This window comes from Azorhizobium doebereinerae UFLA1-100 (assembly GCF_000473085.1).
Lineage (GTDB): Bacteria > Pseudomonadota > Alphaproteobacteria > Rhizobiales > Xanthobacteraceae > Azorhizobium > Azorhizobium doebereinerae.
Genome location: NZ_AXBA01000002.1, coordinates 121863 through 139619, shown reverse-complemented (window position 1 = coordinate 139619; position 17757 = coordinate 121863). Strand labels below are relative to the sequence as shown.

At 64.4% G+C, this 17757-nt stretch carries 11 protein-coding genes and 1 tRNA gene; 7 read left to right on the top strand and 5 right to left on the bottom strand.

The features are described 5' to 3' along the window. Positions 1-17 precede the first annotated feature (17 nt). Both YU1_RS27720 and atzF read right to left on the bottom strand, forming a co-directional pair. Entirely contained in the window at positions 18-2102 is a 2085-nt protein-coding gene (locus tag YU1_RS27720) for a glycosyltransferase family 2 protein (protein WP_051356422.1), read from the bottom strand. A 192-nt stretch (positions 2103-2294) separates the two neighbouring features. Further along, positions 2295-4106 carry an allophanate hydrolase gene (atzF, locus tag YU1_RS27715; RefSeq protein ID WP_051356416.1) on the bottom strand — a complete coding sequence of 604 codons (1812 nt, stop codon included), beginning with the start codon at positions 4104-4106 and terminating at the stop codon, positions 2295-2297. A 349-nt stretch (positions 4107-4455) separates the two neighbouring features. Between atzF and YU1_RS0103195 the strand changes: the two genes are divergently transcribed. The 7 genes from YU1_RS0103195 to YU1_RS31730 all read left to right on the top strand — a co-directional run bounded on the left by YU1_RS0103195 (position 4456) and on the right by YU1_RS31730 (position 14388). After that, positions 4456-5463 (top strand): LLM class flavin-dependent oxidoreductase, encoded by a 1008-nt coding sequence (locus YU1_RS0103195; RefSeq protein ID WP_029002836.1) that lies wholly within the window; start codon positions 4456-4458, stop codon positions 5461-5463. Positions 5464-5543: 80 nt separating this feature from the next. Then, positions 5544-6221: a sulfite oxidase-like oxidoreductase gene (locus YU1_RS0103190; RefSeq protein ID WP_029002835.1), complete on the top strand. Its 678-nt coding sequence runs from the start codon at positions 5544-5546 to the stop codon at positions 6219-6221. 326 nt (positions 6222-6547) lie between these two features. Further along, complete coding sequence (locus tag YU1_RS31740; RefSeq protein ID WP_198018809.1) at positions 6548-10630, top strand: methyltransferase domain-containing protein; 4083 nt, start codon at positions 6548-6550, stop codon at positions 10628-10630. 134 nt (positions 10631-10764) lie between these two features. Continuing rightward, positions 10765-11751 carry a glycosyltransferase family 2 protein gene (locus YU1_RS27705; RefSeq protein ID WP_084539648.1) on the top strand — a complete coding sequence of 329 codons (987 nt, stop codon included), beginning with the start codon at positions 10765-10767 and terminating at the stop codon, positions 11749-11751. A gap of 102 nt (positions 11752-11853) precedes the next feature. Further along, complete coding sequence (locus YU1_RS0103175) at positions 11854-12975, top strand: hypothetical protein (RefSeq protein WP_029002833.1); 1122 nt, start codon at positions 11854-11856, stop codon at positions 12973-12975. A 7-nt stretch (positions 12976-12982) separates the two neighbouring features. Beyond that, positions 12983-13462 carry an MBOAT family O-acyltransferase gene (locus YU1_RS31735; RefSeq protein ID WP_051356412.1) on the top strand — a complete coding sequence of 160 codons (480 nt, stop codon included), beginning with the start codon at positions 12983-12985 and terminating at the stop codon, positions 13460-13462. Continuing rightward, on the top strand, positions 13456-14388 hold the full coding sequence (locus YU1_RS31730) for an MBOAT family O-acyltransferase (RefSeq protein WP_198018808.1): 933 nt from the start codon (positions 13456-13458) through the stop codon (positions 14386-14388). The genes YU1_RS31735 and YU1_RS31730 overlap by 7 nt, the downstream gene beginning before the upstream one ends. A gap of 83 nt (positions 14389-14471) precedes the next feature. Here the strand turns inward: YU1_RS31730 and YU1_RS0103165 are convergent, their stop codons facing one another. The 3 genes from YU1_RS0103165 to YU1_RS0103155 form a co-directional block, all read right to left on the bottom strand. Next, positions 14472-16196: a hypothetical protein gene (locus tag YU1_RS0103165; RefSeq protein ID WP_210163751.1), complete on the bottom strand. Its 1725-nt coding sequence runs from the start codon at positions 16194-16196 to the stop codon at positions 14472-14474. A gap of 464 nt (positions 16197-16660) precedes the next feature. After that, positions 16661-16735, bottom strand: a tRNA-Gln gene (locus YU1_RS0103160). Between the two features lie 191 nt (positions 16736-16926). Continuing rightward, on the bottom strand, positions 16927-17709 hold the full coding sequence (locus YU1_RS0103155; RefSeq protein WP_029002831.1) for an enoyl-CoA hydratase-related protein: 783 nt from the start codon (positions 17707-17709) through the stop codon (positions 16927-16929). Positions 17710-17757: the final 48 nt, after the last annotated feature.

The window sequence follows — 17757 nt, the reverse complement described above, 5'->3', positions numbered from 1 at the left end:
TTGAGAGGCCCGCAGTCCTACAGGAAATCCTTCCAGGGCCGGTCGCGCCGCGAGGGCGCGCGCGCGTAGTCGCCGCTGGTGAGGGACAGGTTGGGATTGTAATAGGGGTCGTTGCGGATGATCTCGCCCCAGTGCGCCAGCATATAGGCCGTGTCGCGGGCGAAGCGCTCCTTCTTGGCCGGCGTCTCTTCCTTGCCGCGGGAGGCGGATTCGTGGTGCACCAATTCCGCGAACGGCGTCCACACGTTGCGGTAGCCGGCCGCCTGGAGCCGGAAGCACAGGTCGATGTCGTTGAACGCCACCGGCAGATCGTCCGCGTTGAGCCCGCCGGCGTCCAGGAACACCGATTTGCGCACCACGAGGCAGGCCGCCGTCACGGCTGAGACCGTGCGGGTCAAAACGGCGCGTCCGGCGCTGCCCAGCGTATCCCCCGGCTGGAACGAGAAGGCATGTCCGGCCGCGCCGCCGAGCCCGGCGACGACCCCCGCATGCTGGATCGTCCCGTCGGGATAATAGAGCTTGGCTCCCACCGCGCCCACGTCCGGGCGTACCGCGAGGCTCACCATCTCGCTCAGCCAAGCGGGATCGACGACCTCGATGTCGTTGTTCAGCAGGGCGATGACGCTGCCGTTGGCCTGCCGCGCGGCGAGATTGTTCATGGCCGAATAATTGAACGCGCCGGCGTAGGGCACTATGCGCACGCGGGCGTCGGCGCGCAGCCGGCTGAACAACTGGTGCGTCTCGTCCTCGCGGCTGGCGTGGTCGACGATGATGAGTTCGATATTGGGGTAATCCGTCTGCTCCAGGATACCCTTGGCGCAGACCGCGAGCAGGTCGGCCCGGTCCTTGGTGAGCACGATGACCGAGACCAGCGGGGCGGGCGCCGGAAGTGGGCGCACGACGCGGGACCAGGCCGGATTGCGCGGGTGGGGCTGCACCGTGCCCGCTTCGCCGCTCTGGCACAGAAGGTCCTGCGCGGCGCGCCGGCGGGCCGCTGCGGTATCGACGCCGGAACCCGGCGCCCGGCAGTGGTAGAGCAGTTCGGGAATATGCCGGATGCGTTTGCCGGAGGTGGCGGCGATGGCACGCAGGGCCAGATCGTAGCTTTCCGCGCCATCGAGGCCGGCACGGAAGCCGCCCATCTGCGACACCAGAGGCGTGCGGAAGGCTGCAAGCCCGCCGACCAGGTTCTGGCCAAGCAGCAGGTCAGGGTCGAAGCCGGTCTTGAAGTGGGGATCGCCGTGCTGGCCGGCGGAATCCAGCGTGTCCTCGTCGGAATAGAGGATGTCCACGTCCGGGGCGGTATTGATGGCGTTGGCGATCTCGTACAGCGCCGTCTCGTGCAGCCGGTCGTGCTGGCCGAGCGGGATGACGAAAGCGCCCCGGGCACCGAGGAGGGCGGCATTCCAGAGTTCGGCGGGTGTGGCGTCCGCTTCCAGCGGAAGCAAATGGACCCGGTGCTCCTCGGCGGCGACGGCGTCGAGAATCGCCCGGACGCCGGGCGCAGCGGCGGGACCGAAGGCGGCGCGGAATTCCCACAGCGGGTAGCGCTGGGCGGTGACCGAGGCCAGCGCCTCGCGAAACCATGCGTCCACGGGCGCATCCACCACCATGCACACGGACAGCAGCGGCTTGTGGGTGAAGCTGGCTATGTGCCGGCGGACCGCCGCCCGGTCGTGATCATGCAGCCGGTCCTGCCACCATACGGCCTTCGGCTCGCAGGAGGCGACCAGGGCGCATCCCTTGATGCGGCCGACGGTCTCGAAATGGACCAGCGGGTTCAGGTTGGTCTCGCCCGGGCCGAGATTCTGCCGCCGATAGGTGGCGGTGGAGAAGAACGGGCTGGGATCGCGGCCTTCCCGCGCGCCGTGGCGGACATAGTGCACGGCAGGATCGATGCGGCACTGGGCAACATCGGGGTAGGTTTCCAGATACCATCCAGCATCGAAGAACAGCGATTTCCGGACGATCGAGACGTCACTTCCCTCGGTATCGAGGTGTGGTCTCACCGTGCTCCACAGCTTCTGCAGGATGGAACGGCTCCGCGCATTGGAGTTGGTCCGTTCCAGAAGTGCGTGCTGCTCGCTGTTCCGTATCGCCATCGTCTCTGTATCCTCAGGCACTTCCCTGACAACGCAGTGAAGAGCCTCCCGCCCCACGAGGATCGTGAACTTGTGCACCGCAGCGGCCTTTCGGTCGCCACGATGAAGCCACTATAGCACAGGCTTCGGATTTGTAAGGCTTTCGCAACCATTGCGCATGTGCGAATCGCCTGCGCTTTGCGCGCGCACGATTCAAGCTTCCGGCGGTGCGTCGTCGGTGGAGATGTCGTCGTTCGCCAGATAGGCCCTGAAGCCGCCGAAGCCGGTGATGTCCGGGCAATGGGCGATTTCGACGGCCTCCGCCAGGAAACCGGCGACGATGCTGCCGTCGGCCAGTTCCACCGAGCCCAGTCCCAGCGGGGCGGGGATGGTGCCCAGCAGCCGGCCGACGCCTTCGAACGGCAGTGACCAGACCTCGCCGGTGAGCATCGCCCCGCCGTCATGGACACGGGTCACCCCAGGGCGCGGCGTTTCGCCCTCCAGCAGAGCCATGCGGTAGATCGGTGCCGTCGAGACGCTGGCGACGAACCGCCCGCCGAAGGACTGCAATTCGCCGTTCAGCGGCAAGCCGGACAGATGTGCGCCGAAGACGCAGACGTCGAGGCGCTCCGGATCCGCCGCAGGGGGGAGCGGCGGATAGTCCGCGTAAGTTCCGCTGGCGGCAAGCGGCAGGCGGGCGTCTGCGGCGAAGGCGCGGGCGATGCCTGCCACCGCCGCGTCGCGCCCGGCCGGCGCCAGGAAGGTGATGCCGTAGGGGGCGCCGGAAGGGGCAATCGCGGCCGGAACCGCCGTGCCGCACAGATCCAGCAGGTTGACGAAGTTCGTGTAGGTGCCGAGTCGGGAATTGAGGCGGATGGGGTCGGCCAGCACCGCCTCCAGCGTGTAGGCGGTGGGGGCGGTGGGCACCACGAGGGCGTCGAGCCCGGCCAGCACCGGGCGCACTGCGGCACGCAGTTCCTGCAGGCGGTAGAGGGCGCGGAAGGCGTCGGCCGCGGAGGGCTTGGCGCCGCCCTCGGTGATGGCCCGCGTCACCGGATGGACCGCCTCGGGATCGCGGGCGAGGAGATCCGCCGCCACGATCCAGCGCTCGGCGACCCAGGGGCCTTCGTAGAGCAGGCGTGCGGTCTCCGCGAAGGGCGCAAAGTCGATTTCCACCAGGCGCGCGCCGAGCTTGGCGAGGCGGGCGAGCGCGCCCTCATAGGCGGCCGCCGCGTCCGCATCGCCGAAAAACTCGCGCTGCGCCGCCGGTAGCACGCCCAGCACCGGCATCTTGGGCATGGGGGCAAGCGGCGCCACCGTCAGTTCGCGGGAGAAGGCGTCGGACGCCTCGAAGCCGCCCATCACCTCAAGCACGGCCATGGCATCGTCCACGGTCAGGGCGAAGATGGAGATGCAGTCCAGCGTGCGGCAGGCGGGCACGAGTCCGGTATTGGGCACCAGGCCCAGGCTCGGCTTCAGGCCGACGATGTTCTGCAGCATGGCCGGCACCCGGCCCGAGCCCGCCGTATCGGTGCCGAGCGCGATCGGCACGATGCCCGCCGCAACCGCACTCGCCGAACCGGAGGATGAGCCGCCGGGCACGAGATCGGGCTTGAAGACGTTGCGCGGCACGCCGTAAGGCGAGCGCACGCCCACGAGGCCGGTGGCGAACTGGTCGAGATTGGTCTTGCCGATGATCAGCGCGCCAGCCGCTTTCAGTCGCGCTACCGCCACGGCGTCGGCCGTCGGCTGATACGCGAAGGCGGGGCAGGCCGCGGTGGTGGGCAGGCCCGCCACGTCGATATTGTCCTTCACCGCGACGGGGATGCCATAGAGCGGCAGCGCCCCGGCCTTGTGTGCTTCAAGCGCGGCGGCGTCCGCCAGCACGTCGGCCTCGGGCCGCAGGGAGATGAACATGGCCGGATCGCCATGGGCCGCGATCCGCTCATAGGTGGCCCGCACCGTCTCGCTGGGGCTGCGCCGGCCGCTCCTGTGGGCGGCGAGAAGGGAGGCAACGGTGTCCATGACAACTCCTGAACGACGGGTTCCGCCCCTCAAGCACGAACCGCGCCACCGGCGGCGGATGCGTCGGGGCGGGGGCGGGCGATGGAGGGGGCTTTGTTTCGAAGGCCTCGGCCGTGGCTTCCTCCAAGCGGAAAGCAGCGGGGGGCGTAATGCGAACCCTCCAATGTGACTAATGAATAGACTTTTGATCAATTAATAATCAAAAATGTGTTCTATGCATGCAAGATTGGGTGGGCCTGCCGCCCAGGCTTCGTCGCCACTGTCCAACTGACCTCACGGCGTGGGCTTGCAATCCCGGATCGCGGACCTGATCTCAAGCGGGACATCGGGGGCCGGCCGGATCATTCGCATGACATCTCTTTCCATTCTTGACCTTGCTCCCATTCCTCAAGGGGCCACGGCGCGCGAGGCGCTGCACCGCAGCCTCGATCTCGCGCAGCATGCGGAAGCCTGGGGCTACAATCGCTTCTGGGTGGCCGAGCACCACAACATGGTGGGCATCGCCAGCGCCGCGACCTCCGTCGTCATCGGCTTCCTGGCCGGCGGGACGCAGCGCATCCGGGTCGGGGCCGGGGGCATCATGCTGCCCAACCATTCCCCGCTGGTGATCGCCGAGCAGTTCGGCACGCTGGAGGCCCTCTATCCCGGACGTATCGACCTCGGCCTCGGCCGCGCCCCGGGTACGGACCAGATGACCCTGCGCGCGCTCCGGCGCGACCCGCGGACCGCCGATAATTTCCCCCAGGACGTGCTGGAGCTTCAGGCCCTGCTCGGCCCCGCCCAGCCGGACCAGCGCATCCGTGCCGTCCCGGGGACCGGGTCGCAGGTGCCGCTGTGGATCCTCGGCTCCAGCCTGTTCGGCGCCCAGCTCGCGGCCATGCTCGGGCTGCCCTATGCCTTCGCCTCGCATTTCGCGCCGGAATTGCTGATCCCGGCGCTGGAGACCTACCGCGAACGGTTCGAGCCGTCGCGGCAGTTGCAGAAGCCTTATGCCATGGTGGGTGTGCCGGTGGTGGCGGCGGAGACGGACGCGGAGGCGCGGCGCCTGTTCACCTCCACCCAACAGAGCTTCGCTAATATGTTCCGGGGCGCGCGGGGGCAGCTTCCCCCACCCATCGACGACATCGAGAGCTATTGGACCCCCAGCGAGAAGATCCAGGTCCAGGGCATGCTCGGCCGCGCCGTGGTGGGCGGGCCGGAGACGGTGCGGGCCGGGCTGGAGGCGCTGATCGCCGAGACCGGCGCCGACGAGCTGATGGTTGCCTCCGCCATCTTCGACCATGCGGCGCGCCTGCGCTCCTATGAGATCCTCGGCGGCCTCGGCCTTGCCGCCGCGCGCCAGCCGGCCCTGTGCTGATCGCCCCTTCGGTGCTTATCATGCAATGAAGCCTCCGCCGCGCCCGCCGCGGCCGAGGCATCTTCCCGGAGGTGCCCGCCATGACCGACGCATTCGAGCCCGCCCCCGCAGGGCCGCCGGAGACCAAGCTCACCGCCACCAAGCAGCGCTGGGCCAGGGAAGGCCGTTTCCTCACCGGCCGTGTCGCCCGCTCGGGCGAGGAGCGCCTGCCGCCGGGCCAGCATCTGGTGAGGGACTGGCCGGTGCTGGACCTTGGGTTGCAACCCGACGTGCCCACCACTTCCTGGCGGATCGACGTGGACGGCCTTGTCGACCATCCGGCCAGCTGGAACTGGGCGGACTTCCAGGCTCAGCCGCAATCCCATCTCGTCACCGACATCCACTGCGTCACCACCTGGTCGCGCTATGACAACGGCTGGGACGGCCTGCTGACCCGCGACCTGCTGGCCATGGTGGAGCCGCGTGGCAACGCCCGCTTCGTGGTGATGCACAGCTACGATGGCTACACCACCAACGTTCCCATCGAGGATTTCGCGGCGGAGGATGCGGTCCTTGCCCATAGCTGGCAGGGCCAGCCGCTGTCCCGCGCCCATGGCGGACCGCTGCGTGTGGTGATCCCGCACCTCTATTTCTGGAAGAGCGCCAAGTGGGTGAAGCGCATCGAATTCATTCCCGCTGACCGCCTCGGCTATTGGGAAGTGCGCGGCTATCACGAGCGCGGCGACCCCTGGAAGGAAGAGCGCTACTCCGAGGAATAGCGTGGCCCAGGCTTCGGTGAGGTGCCGGAGTATCCCTCGTTGGCGGCATTCCGAACCGGGGCCGTTCCATATCGCGGCACCCGCCGCGATCTGGAGTGTGCCCGGTCATGTCCGTTGAGGCCCCGTGGCGCTTGGACCCTGGCAAAGAAAAAGCCATTGCGATAAGAGCGGAGCCAGCATTTGCGAGGCGTCCGCGGGGGCGGGCTTGAACGGGTGGGGTAGCCTTGGATCAGTTGGAGCGCTTCAGGCCGAGCCTTAAGGGTCAGATCGCATACGAGCACCTTCACCGTTATGCGGTCTGCCGCGAATGCGTCGGCGGGGCGGTGGTGCTCGACCTGGGATCCGGTGACGGCTACGGCACGGCGCTGCTGGGCGAGCGGGCCGCCCATGTGACCGGCCTCGATGTGGACCCCGAGGCGGTGGAAGCGGCGCGCGCGGCTTATGGGGCCGAGGGACGAGTCATGTTCGAGACCGGCTCGGCCCATGACCTGCCGTTCCCGGACGCCAGCTTCGACGTGGTCGTGTCGTTCGAGATGATCGAGCATGTGGACCGGCAGGAGCGGGTGGTCGCCGAGGTGCGGCGCGTCCTGAAGCCCGGCGGGCTGTTCATCGTTTCCACTCCCAGCCGCGAGATCTACAACCGCTTCAAGGCGCCCAACGAGTTCCACGTCAAGGAGCTCGACTTGGCGGAGTTCACGGAACTTCTCGGGGCTGCCTTCCCGCATGTGGCGATGATGGGGGAGCGCATGGCGCTGGTGTCCATCCTCGCCCCGCTCGGCGATGATCCGGCGCCCGGAAGCTATCAGGGCTATATCGGCCATTACGGTGCGCAGGACCGGCCGCGGACCGAAGCCGCGGCGGGCCAGTTTCCCGAGCCGGAATACCTTGTCGCATTCTGTAGCGACCGCCCAGTGACAGGGGCGGCGCTGGCGCATTCCGTCTTCATCGCGCCGGAGGATGACCTCTGGGTGGAGAACACGCGGGTCATGCATTGGGCCTCCGGCCTGCACGAGGAGGACGAGGTTCTGCGCCGCGAGGTCGCGGGGCTGCGCGCGGAACTGAGTGAGCTGACGCGCGACAAGGCCGCGTTCGACACCAAGCTGCGCGCGCTGGACGGCGCCTGGCGGCAGCGGCTCGCTGATGAGGGGGCCGTTGCGGCCCTGACGCTGCACGTTTCGCGCGAACTCCAGGCCAGCGCCCATGCGGTCCGGGCCCATATGCTGGCCGCGCCGGAGCGGCCCCGGCGGCGCAAGTCAGGTCTCGGCCAGTTCCGGCCGATCTGGCGCCGCCTGCAACGCCTCGGCCTGTTCGATGCCGAATGGTATGCCCGGCAGGTGGAGGGGCTCTCAGCCGGAGCGGCGCTGGAGCACTTCCGCAGCAAGGGCCTCGCCGAGGGGCGCGAGCCGCACCCGTTCTTCCATTCGCACTGGTTCGCCACGCGCTATCCCGAGCACGGCGACGGCGGCAAGCCCATCGCCGCCTATGTGCGCGCCAAGGGGCGTGAGACGCTGGCGCCGCACCCCTTCTTCGACCCGGCGCTCTACCTTTATCTCAACCCCGACGTGGCCGAGGCCAAGGCGGAGGCGCTGCGCCACTTCCTCACCTCGGGCGAGCGGGAAGGCCGGCCGGTCCATCCGCTGATCGATACTGATCGGCTGATCAGCCAGGGCGCGATGCATGCGCCTGGCGCGCCGCTGGTCCGGGCCTATATGTCCGATCCGGCATTGTTCGAGCTGTCGCCGCATCCGCTGTTCGACGCCTTCTATTATCTGCGCGAGAACCCCGACGTGGAGGCGGCGGGCATCAATCCGCTGCTGCATTATCTGGTGTGGGGGTGGCGCGAGGGGCGCTCCCCGCATCCGTATTTCCAGAACGACTGGTACCTTCAGCGTTATCCGGATGTGCGCGCAGCGGAGGTGAACCCGCTGGTGCATTTCGTCGTCAGCGGCGGGCGCGAGGGGCGCGACCCCAATCCGGTGTTCGATTCCGCATTCTACTGCCAGAACAATGCCGAGGCGCGGAACACCAACCTGATTCCGTTCCTGCATTTCCTGCGGCAGGGTAATGCCGCCAGCTTCGCTTTCTCCACCCGCCCCGACGTCGTCGCTGCGGCGGAAGCCTTCCAGCGGTCGGGCCGCACGCCGATCGAGCTGTTCGACGCCCTGTTCCAGACATCGGGCGGGGAGGCGGGCGATTTCGGCGGCGAGTTCGAGATGGGCGACGAGTGGCCGCCGGTCATCCGCCAGGGCTATGCCCTGCCGCACGGTGTCAGCGACTATCTCGCCGACACGGGCCGGCTCGCCCAGCGCCCGGTCTATAATTATCTGTTCGCCGTTGTCGCCCGCGCCCAGAGGTCGAAGCGCCCGTTCACGGAAAGCGCAGATTTCCGCCGCCTGAGCGCCCGCGCTACGGAGCTGTCCCAGGCGCGGGCCGCCCGCTTCGGCGGGGTGCCGGAGGCGTCGATCCTCATCCCGGTCTACAACAACCTCGCCGACACGATGGTCTGCCTCGTCTCCCTGCTCGAGCAGGAGTGCGACGTTGCCTACGAGGTGCTGATCGGCGACGACTGCTCGACGGACGGCACGGCGGAGGCCCTCTCCGCGGTGGGCGGCGTCGTCCGCCACGTGGGCCACGGTACCAATCTCGGCTTCCTCGGCAATTGCAATGCTACGGCGGCGCTCGCCGAAGGGCGCTATCTGGTGCTGCTCAACAACGACACCGTGATCCTTTCGGGTTGGTTGGAAGGCCTCATGCAGGCGTTCGCGGCCGACCCGCTGGTCGGCCTTGCGGGCTCGAAGCTGCTGAATTGGAACGGCACCCTGCAGGAGGCCGGCGGCATCTTCTGGCGCGATGGCTCGGCATGGAATTTCGGCCGCAACGGCGACCCGCGCGCGCCGGAATTCAACTATCTGAAGGAAACCGACTTCTGCTCCGGGGCCTCGCTTGCCGTGCCGATGGATCTCTGGCGGCAGCTGGAGGGCTTCGACCCCATCTACAAGCCCGCTTATTGCGAGGATGCGGATCTGGCGTTCCGGGTGCGTGCGGCGGGGCGGAAGGTGGTCTACCAGCCGTTCTCGGAACTGGTCCATCATGAGGGTCGCAGCCATGGGCGCGACGTGACCCAGGGCATCAAGGCCTATCAGGTGCGCAACATGGAGCGCCTGTTCGAGCGCTGGCGCCCGGTATTGGAACGCGAGCATTTCGCCAATGGCGAGCAGGTCTATCTCGCCCGTGACCGTTCCGGCCGCAAGCCGCACATCCTGCTCGTCGATCATTACGTGCCGCAGTGGGACCGCGATGCCGGCTCACGCTCGATGTATCATTACATCCGGCTGTTCCTGGACTGCGGCTTCCAGGTGAGCTTCTGGCCCGACAATCTGCATCGCGACCCGTCCTATACCTCGCAGCTCCAGGCCATGGGCGTCGAGGTGATCTATGGCGTGGACTATCTGGACCGCTTCGAGCCCTGGCTGGAGGGCGTGGGCGACAAGCTCGCCTATATCCTGCTCAGCCGTCCGCACATCTCGATCAAGTATCTCGACGCCATCAAGAAGCACTTCCACGGCAAGGTGCTCTATTATGGTATCGACCTGCACTATCAGCGGATGCAGCTCGAATACGGCATTACCGGCAATGCGGCGCTGCTGCCGGAAATCGAGACCATGAAGGCGTTGGAGCTGGGCCTCTGCCGCGAGGTCGATCTCTACATGTATCCGAGCCAGGACGAGATCGACGTGATCCGCGCGGAGATCGGCCCCGAGCATGCGGGCATTGCGCTTCCGCTCAATGTCTTCGCGGACGAGGAGATCGCCACCTTCGATCCCGAGCTGCTGGCGCGGCGTGATTCTCATACGCTGCTGTTCGTCGGCGGCTTCCGCCACGCGCCCAACGTGGATGCGGTGAAGTGGTTCATCGGCGAGGTGCTGCCGCGGATCCGCCAGGTGGATCCGCGCTATCGCTTCCTGATCGCCGGCTCGCATCCGCCCGACGACCTGTGCTCTGGCGTGTGCGAGGGGGTGCAATTGCTCGGCCGTGTCTCCGACGAGGAGCTCATGCGCCTCTACAACGAGGTGGGGGTCTCGGTGGCGCCGCTGCGCTTTGGTGGCGGCATGAAGGGCAAGGTGCTGGAAGCGCTGTCGCGGGCGACGCCGCTGGTGACGACCTCCATCGGCGTGCAGGGCATTCCCGATCCGACGCGCTTCACCGGCGTCGAGGACGAGGCCGAAGGCTTCGCCCGGGCGGTGCTGTCGATCGCGGCGGACCCGCAGGCGACGGCGAACCGGGTCCGCGAGGGCCTCGCCTTCATCCGCGCCACTTATTCAAGACGCGTGGTGGGCGAACTGATGTCGTCCGTCGTGCCCGAATTGGGCGCGCGGGACGAGGCCCCAGAAACGCGCTCAGAGAGTTAAAGTGGCCAAACTATCCACAACTCCGATTGGGTTGTCCGGGTTAGTCGGAGGATGTGGTTATGGGCATCCGCTTGACGTAGAATAGAAACCATAAACTTGTGCTGGTGCCGATGATGGATAATAGCGAAGTCACCATGATGGCGTCGATAGATGCGCAGCAGCGAATTGCTGTACTTATTCCTTGCTTAGATGAGGCTGCAACGATTGCGGCTGTAGTCGCTGATTTTCGGAAATATGTTCCGCAGGCGCGAATTTATGTCTACGACAACAATTCGACTGATGGAACAGGAGAAATCGCCGCAGCAGCTGGTGCGGTCGTTCGTCTTGAGCGGCTCCGTGGCAAGGGACACGTTATGCGGCGTATGTTCGCCGATATAGATGCCGATATCTATATTATGGTGGACGGTGACGACACCTACGATGCGGCTTCTGCACCAGCGTTGATCCAGGAACTATGTTCAGGTCCTTTTGACTTAGTAAATGGCGCGCGGGTGGATACGTCCGTAGAAGCATATCGGCCAGGGCATCGCTTCGGAAACGCTGTCCTGTCAGGGGCTGTACGGTATGTTTTTGGCACGGCTTCAAAAGATATGTTGTCAGGCTACAAGGCGCTCTCACGTCGCTTCGTGAAGTCGTTTCCTGCGTTATCAACGGGTTTTGAAATCGAAACCGAATTGCTGGTGCATGCCCTGGAACTCGGCATTTCAATCAGTGAAATATCGACGCCTTACAAGGAGCGGCCGATGGGATCAGAAAGCAAACTGCGGACATTTCGAGATGGATGGCGTATTCTGCGCCTTATAGCTTTGCTTTGCAAGGAAGAGAGGCCTTTGGCGTTCTTTGCACTGATATCGTTTGTGCTTTCCATTTTGTCCGTTGGTTTGTCGATTCCACTGTTTTATGAGTTTTTGGAAACCGGCTTAGTGCCAAGATTTCCCACAGCCATTCTTTCGGTGGGTCTGATGCTTGCCGCGATTATTGCGCTCTTTTCGGGCCTCATCCTCGATACCGTTACCCGCGGACGCCGCGAGTTTAAGCGGTTGCATTTTCTTGCTTACGACGCGGTGGGCGTGCAGGTGGGGCGCGCTGCATTGGTCGGGACGCCGGCAAGGCGGCTCTGATAAATGGGCGGGCGCTCGGCTTCCCGACAATGGATGGACTTGAAGGCCGGGCCGCCTGCAACTTGGCGGCGCGGTGAGAAACTCGGCGCGAGGGATTGATCGATGCCGATTTCCAGAGCGAGTACGTCTCGGCTTGCGATATGTCTGCAGATTTTACTCGGAATCACGCTGTTCTTTCTGGTGGACGCCGCTGTATTCCGCAGCGGCTTCTATTTGCGTTGGATCTCGCCGGCGTCCAGCCTCGGGAGCATGGTTCGCGCGATCAACGATATCGACGCGATTCCGGACGGTTCAAAATCAATACTGGTAATTGGCGACTCCCGGATTGGCGAAGGCTTCTCGGCGAAGCTCGCCGATGCCGAGGCAGTGCGTTCGGGAGCGTCCGTTACGTTTACCAGCGGAGGTGTCGCGGGGACGACGCCGCGGGTCTGGTATTATCTACTTCGTCAAATCCGAGACCCCGGTAAGCGACTGGCCGCCGTGGCGATCATGACGCCGTCCTTTCATGACAATGACGACGGCCTCCCCGCGGACAGGGTTGGCGATATTGTTTTCGTGCACACCATGTTGGGGCTGGCGGACATCGTCGATTTCCCCGCCTCGTTCTCAAGTTTTGCCACCCGCCGCGAGGCCGCCACGGCGATCCTATTCAAAGGATTATTCTACAAGAACGACATTCTCGATTTCGTTGAGAACCCCGGCAAGCGCGTCCGCGAAGCAAAGGACTGGCGCAAGGATGGACTGGAGTGGTTCTACGCCTATTCGGGCAACGGTGGCTCGCTGGCTGGGGCGACGCTGGATCTGGAGGCCGGAGAGGTCACCCGAGGCACGAGTTCCCCTCTATCTACCATTCTAGCCGATTATGCTCGGCGATTGCAGGCATTCCATGGGCGGCCTCCAGACGCCGCCACCTCCACCGCCTATCGCCGCCTCTGGTGGAGGCGGATCGCGGATCTATGCCAGAAGGCGGGGGTGAAGCTCCTGGTGTTCCGCATTCCGCGCGGCCCCTTCCATCACATGGTCGACGCTGACACTCAGCCTTCCGGCGTCCTTGCGGACCTCGCCGCGGCTGGCAAGCTGACATTGTTGCCCGCGGATGCGTTCGACAATTTTGAGCGGCCGCAATTTTTCTTCGACGACCTGCACCTCAATCGTGCGGGCCGGGAGGCGTTCTCGGTCGATCTGACCCGGGCGATCCTGGTGCATCTTCCAGCCGGGAAGTAGTCTTGAGATGCTGTTCAACTCTTTCGAATTTTGGATCTTTTTCGCGCTCGTCCTAGTTGCGGTGTATGCTGCGCCAGCGCATTGGTCGCGAGCAATTCTGGTGGTGGCCAGTTTTGCATTTTACGGCACCTGGAATCCGGTCCTGATGCTGCTGCTGGCCGGGTGCGTGGTGTTCAATTACGCTACCGCGCTCGCCATTGATCGTTCAAACGGGCGGCGGGCGCGGGCCATCCTGATTTTCACGGTCGCCGCCAATCTTTCCTTGCTTGGATTTTTTAAATATTACGGTTTTTTCATGGGGGCGGTGACTGGTCTGCTGCGTCTGCCGCCAGACGGCTTTTCCGAGCGTATCGTGTTGCCGGTTGCCATCTCATTTTATACTTTTGAGGCGATTTCATATAACGTCGATATCTACCGACGCGAACTCAGGGCGCGCAAAAGCCTCATCGATTTTGCATTGTTTATCGCTTTTTTCCCCATTTGGTAGCCGGCCCCATCATCCGACCCGCCCATTTCTTTCCCCAACTCAAGGGGCGGCCAGTGCCCTCCCGTGGCCAGATTGGCTGGGGCATGGTGCAGATCATGAAGGGGCTCATCAAGAAGACCGTATTTGCGGATAATTTCGCGATCGTCGCCAATTCGTATTTCAACGGGCAAGGCCACGGCGACATGGGGGCTGCGTGGGTAGCGACGCTCGCGTTTTCCATGCAGATCTATTTTGATTTTTCGGGCTACACCGACATCGCTCGCGGATGCGCACGGCTTCTGGGCTATGAATTCCCGACGAATTTCGAGCGTCCCTATCTGGCGCGAAGCATCGCCGAATTCTGGCACCAATGGCACATTTCGCTGTCCACTTGGCTGCGGGATTATCTGTATATTCCATTGGGTGGTAGCCGCAGTGGTTCGGGTCGCACCTATGTCAATCTCATCATCACCATGGGCCTTGGCGGGCTGTGGCACGGGGCGAGTTGGAATTTCGTGATCTGGGGCCTTTATCACGGCGTCCTGCTTGCGGTGCACCGGGCTTGGAGCCAATGGCGCGGCCCCGCCGTAAGGCCGGTAAATCCCGTCGGCTCGGCATCCGGCGTGGCGCTGACCTTCATTCTGGTCACGCTCGGTTGGGTGACGTTCCGGGCGCCCGATTTCGCCGTTACATGGAAAGTGCTGACCGATCTGTTCGCCGGTTCGATCCAGAGGGTCGAGGCGCCTATGACATTTTACGTCCTGCTGGCAATTTCCGTGATCTGGCTGGCGATCGATCGGCGCCGCCGCTTGCAGATTTGGATGAGCGAGGGAGCCGGCATCCTTGGGACCTTGAAGGTGTCCGGAGCGATGGCGCTCGCTTTGCTTGTGTTGGAACTGTTCTCACGCACCGATATTGCAGTGCCGTTCATCTATTTCCAGTTCTGAGAGCGCCGGCCCACGGGATGTACCGCGGGCGAACGATGGTAACGTCGCTGTGCCGAGCGCGCAGTCGAATGGGCGCGCGCCGGTTAAGGGCAGGGCACGTGGGCAGGCTCCGAAGCGCGCCAGCGGACGGCACTCATGACGGGCATGCCGTCACGCTGCCGGTAGACGGTGATCTCGGGCTGTCCCCACTCGACTTCGGCGATCCATTTGGGCAATCTCGTGGGATCTGCCACCCGGGCGGGCTCCGGCTGCCCTTCCACGGCACCGTCCATGATACCCAGCAATGCATCTTTCCCACGGCACAACACCTGCCGGGCTTCTTGCGGGGTGAAGGTCGTGGTTAGCGGAATGCGCCCGCGGGTGATCATCTCAAAGGCCATGAAGATGCCCCAGTCCGGAAAAAAAGCATGGGTCGGTGCCGTATTGCGCAAGCCATCTTCCGAAAAGCGCACAATGGCGTCGGACGCGAGGCCAACTCCACCGGTGCGCCCCAACTCGAACAGCATGGCTTGGCGGTTTACGAGATTGACGGCGAACAGCGGCGTCGCCAGCAGGATGACGCCGACCAGGATGATGCCTCGCGCGGCAATGTGGATGGCCAGCAACTCTACCGTCAGGGCCAAAGCGACGTAGAGGATGGGCAGAAACAGGATCGCGTGGTGAAGCCATACACGAGTGCCAAAAATCATGATCAGGGTGCTGATGCCCAAAAACAGGCCCGCAGCTACAAACAGGCCAGGTGAACGTGGCCGGCGAGCCAGGTTCAGCATCAGCCCTAGGGCCGGCACGCCCAGGAGGAGGGCCAGCCTTACATTCGGGAACGCCGACGCGACCATTTTGCGGAGCATCGCAAGGGAGGGGCCAACGTCAAGGACCGTCCATTGCACCATATTCGCAGCATACACGGCCCGCTCGGCCAGCGATAAGGGAGATGAACTGACGGCGAGCGTTTTCACGTTGCCGGTCAGAAATGCCAGGAAACCGGCGAGTCCGCCCGTCGCGATATAAACCAGGCCCAAGCCCACCACATAAGGTGATCCGCCCAGCGCGAAGCCGATGATCCACCATGTTGCCGTGCGCAGCCGGTCGGTTGAATTGCGCCAGCGCCACAGCGCGTGAAGGGCTGCGGTCGGAGTCAGGAAGGCGTGGATGAAGTACCCATAGACCGCAAAGCCCGCCAGAAAGCCGGCGGCCATCGCGACGCGAACCGTAGGCGGTGCGCCGCGATGATGCTCTACCAGTGCGATCGATAGGAATACGAACGTAATTGGAAGGAGGGTGATGTAAAATTGCGAGCGAAAACTGAACAAAAATCCTGGATCTAACGCGAGCGCTGCGAGAAAGGTGCCTGAAATTAGCAAGCGAACGCGAAATGCGCGTAAAAAAACCGCTGTAGAAATCAGTACCGCTAGTCCAAATATTATGTTCGTTAGGCGAATTCCAATTACACCTGTACCGAATAGCGCATATGAGGGTAGGCCCATATAGAAAGGTAGGGCTCCATGATATACTTGACCTATAATCGGAAATAGATCGAACAGGAGGGTGCCGGGTAGTGTCCAGGCAGGGGTCGTTGTGCCTGGATTTAAAGCGCGAACAACCGCGTAATCTGGGTTTATGGCGTCCATGTACAGGCCGGGTGCCGTGATTTCACTGATGCCGCCGATGATGAAAAGAATTATCGCTGGCGAGAATGCAATGAGCGTTGCGAAATTCGTCGGCGGGGATGATGCGGGGCGGGCTTCGATCGTCGTCGTGTGCGGCACCATCGATGGTCTCAACGGAATTGTGAGGAGCAGAATGGACAATTCCCTTAAGGGAAAAGATCGGTAAGGTCAGCCTGAAAATGCACGGCATGGTAATTCCGAGGGCTGAGGTGTCGCCGCCCGTGGGCACCATTCTGACCACGATCAGCTTGTCGACGGTGCGTTTGGCTCAGAAGAGGGTGACGGTGAGAGTGATCGGATGGTGCGCGGTTATGAGTGTTCCTTGCTTTGGCGCGGTCCTAGCCGCGGCGCGTAGAAATCGATCTACGGCCTCGTCGTCACGCATAGGTTACGCTACTCGCCTTGAGGTTTCATGGCGTGAGGCTTTGGCCGACCTTGCCGGTGTTTTGTCGGCTTCAGGCACGGGAGGGTCGAATCCGATTCGACTTCTCGATAGGTGCCTGGCTACGGCCCCTGTTGGCTGGCCTGTATGCAATGGAATTCATGCCCTGTTCCACGCGTCCAGAGCAGTGTTCAGGGTAGAGTGTCGAAAAGTAAGGGATAAGTGGCTGGGGCGCCAGGATTCGAACCTGGGAATGGGGGAATCAAAATCCCCTGCCTTACCACTTGGCTACGCCCCAATGCGCCGGCGCGGGACAATATCCGCCCCACCCGGTGCTGTCCAACGCTCCGCGCCGCCTGTGCACAACCCGCGCCGAGGGAAGCTGGGGCGCGGCTGGCAGGCGCGGGACAGGCCCGGAAAATACCGCGATGAGGCGCCAAGCCCACGGGCCGCCTGCGGCCGGCGAGGGCAGGACACGCCGGCGCCGCCCTAAGCTCCCTTGAAGCGTGGCGGGCGCTTTTCGGCGAAGGCGAGGCGCCCCTCGCGATAGTCGGCGCTGGCATTGGCGGCGGCGGTCTGGCGCTTGGCCTCGGCAAAGGCGCCGCCGCCGGCACCCTCGGCGGCACGGATGGACAGCTTGGCCGCGCGCAGCGTGAGGGGGGCATTTTCCGCCATGCGGGCGAGCAGGCGGTCGGCAGCGGCATCCACCTCCTCGGCCGGGGCGATCTGGTCCACCGCGCCAAGGGCGAAGGCGCGCTCAGCGGAGAGGCGTTCGGCGGTAAACAGCATCATTCGCGTGGCCTGGGGGCCGAACGCGCGCACCAGCCGGGCCACGCCGCGGGGATCGTAGCCGAGCCCGAGCCGGGCGGCCGGAATGGCGAAGAATGCGGTATCGGCGGCAAGGCGCAGATCGCAATTGGCGGCCAGCGCGGCGCCGGCGCCGACACATGCGCCGTGCACGAGAGCGAGCGTCGGAAAGGGCAGGGCCTGGGTGGCGGCGCACACGCCTTCCACCAGCTCGTCATACGTCTGTGCCCCGGACGCGTCGGCGCGGGTCGCGTCGAAATCGGAAATGTCCGCTCCGCCAGAAAAGGCCAGCGTGCCTTCGCCGCGAATGACGGCCGCGCGGATATCGCTGCGTGTAGCGGCCGAAGCGGCGAAATCGGCGAGGCTGCGCCACATGGCGCCGGAGATGGCGTTGCGCCGCTCGGGGTTCGACAGGACGAGGCGCGCGATGCCCTTGTCCACGGTGATGAAGACGGTGCTCGACATTCCAGGCCCCCGCGGAGCGCATCCGCGCCGGCCAGATGCCAGGCCGGC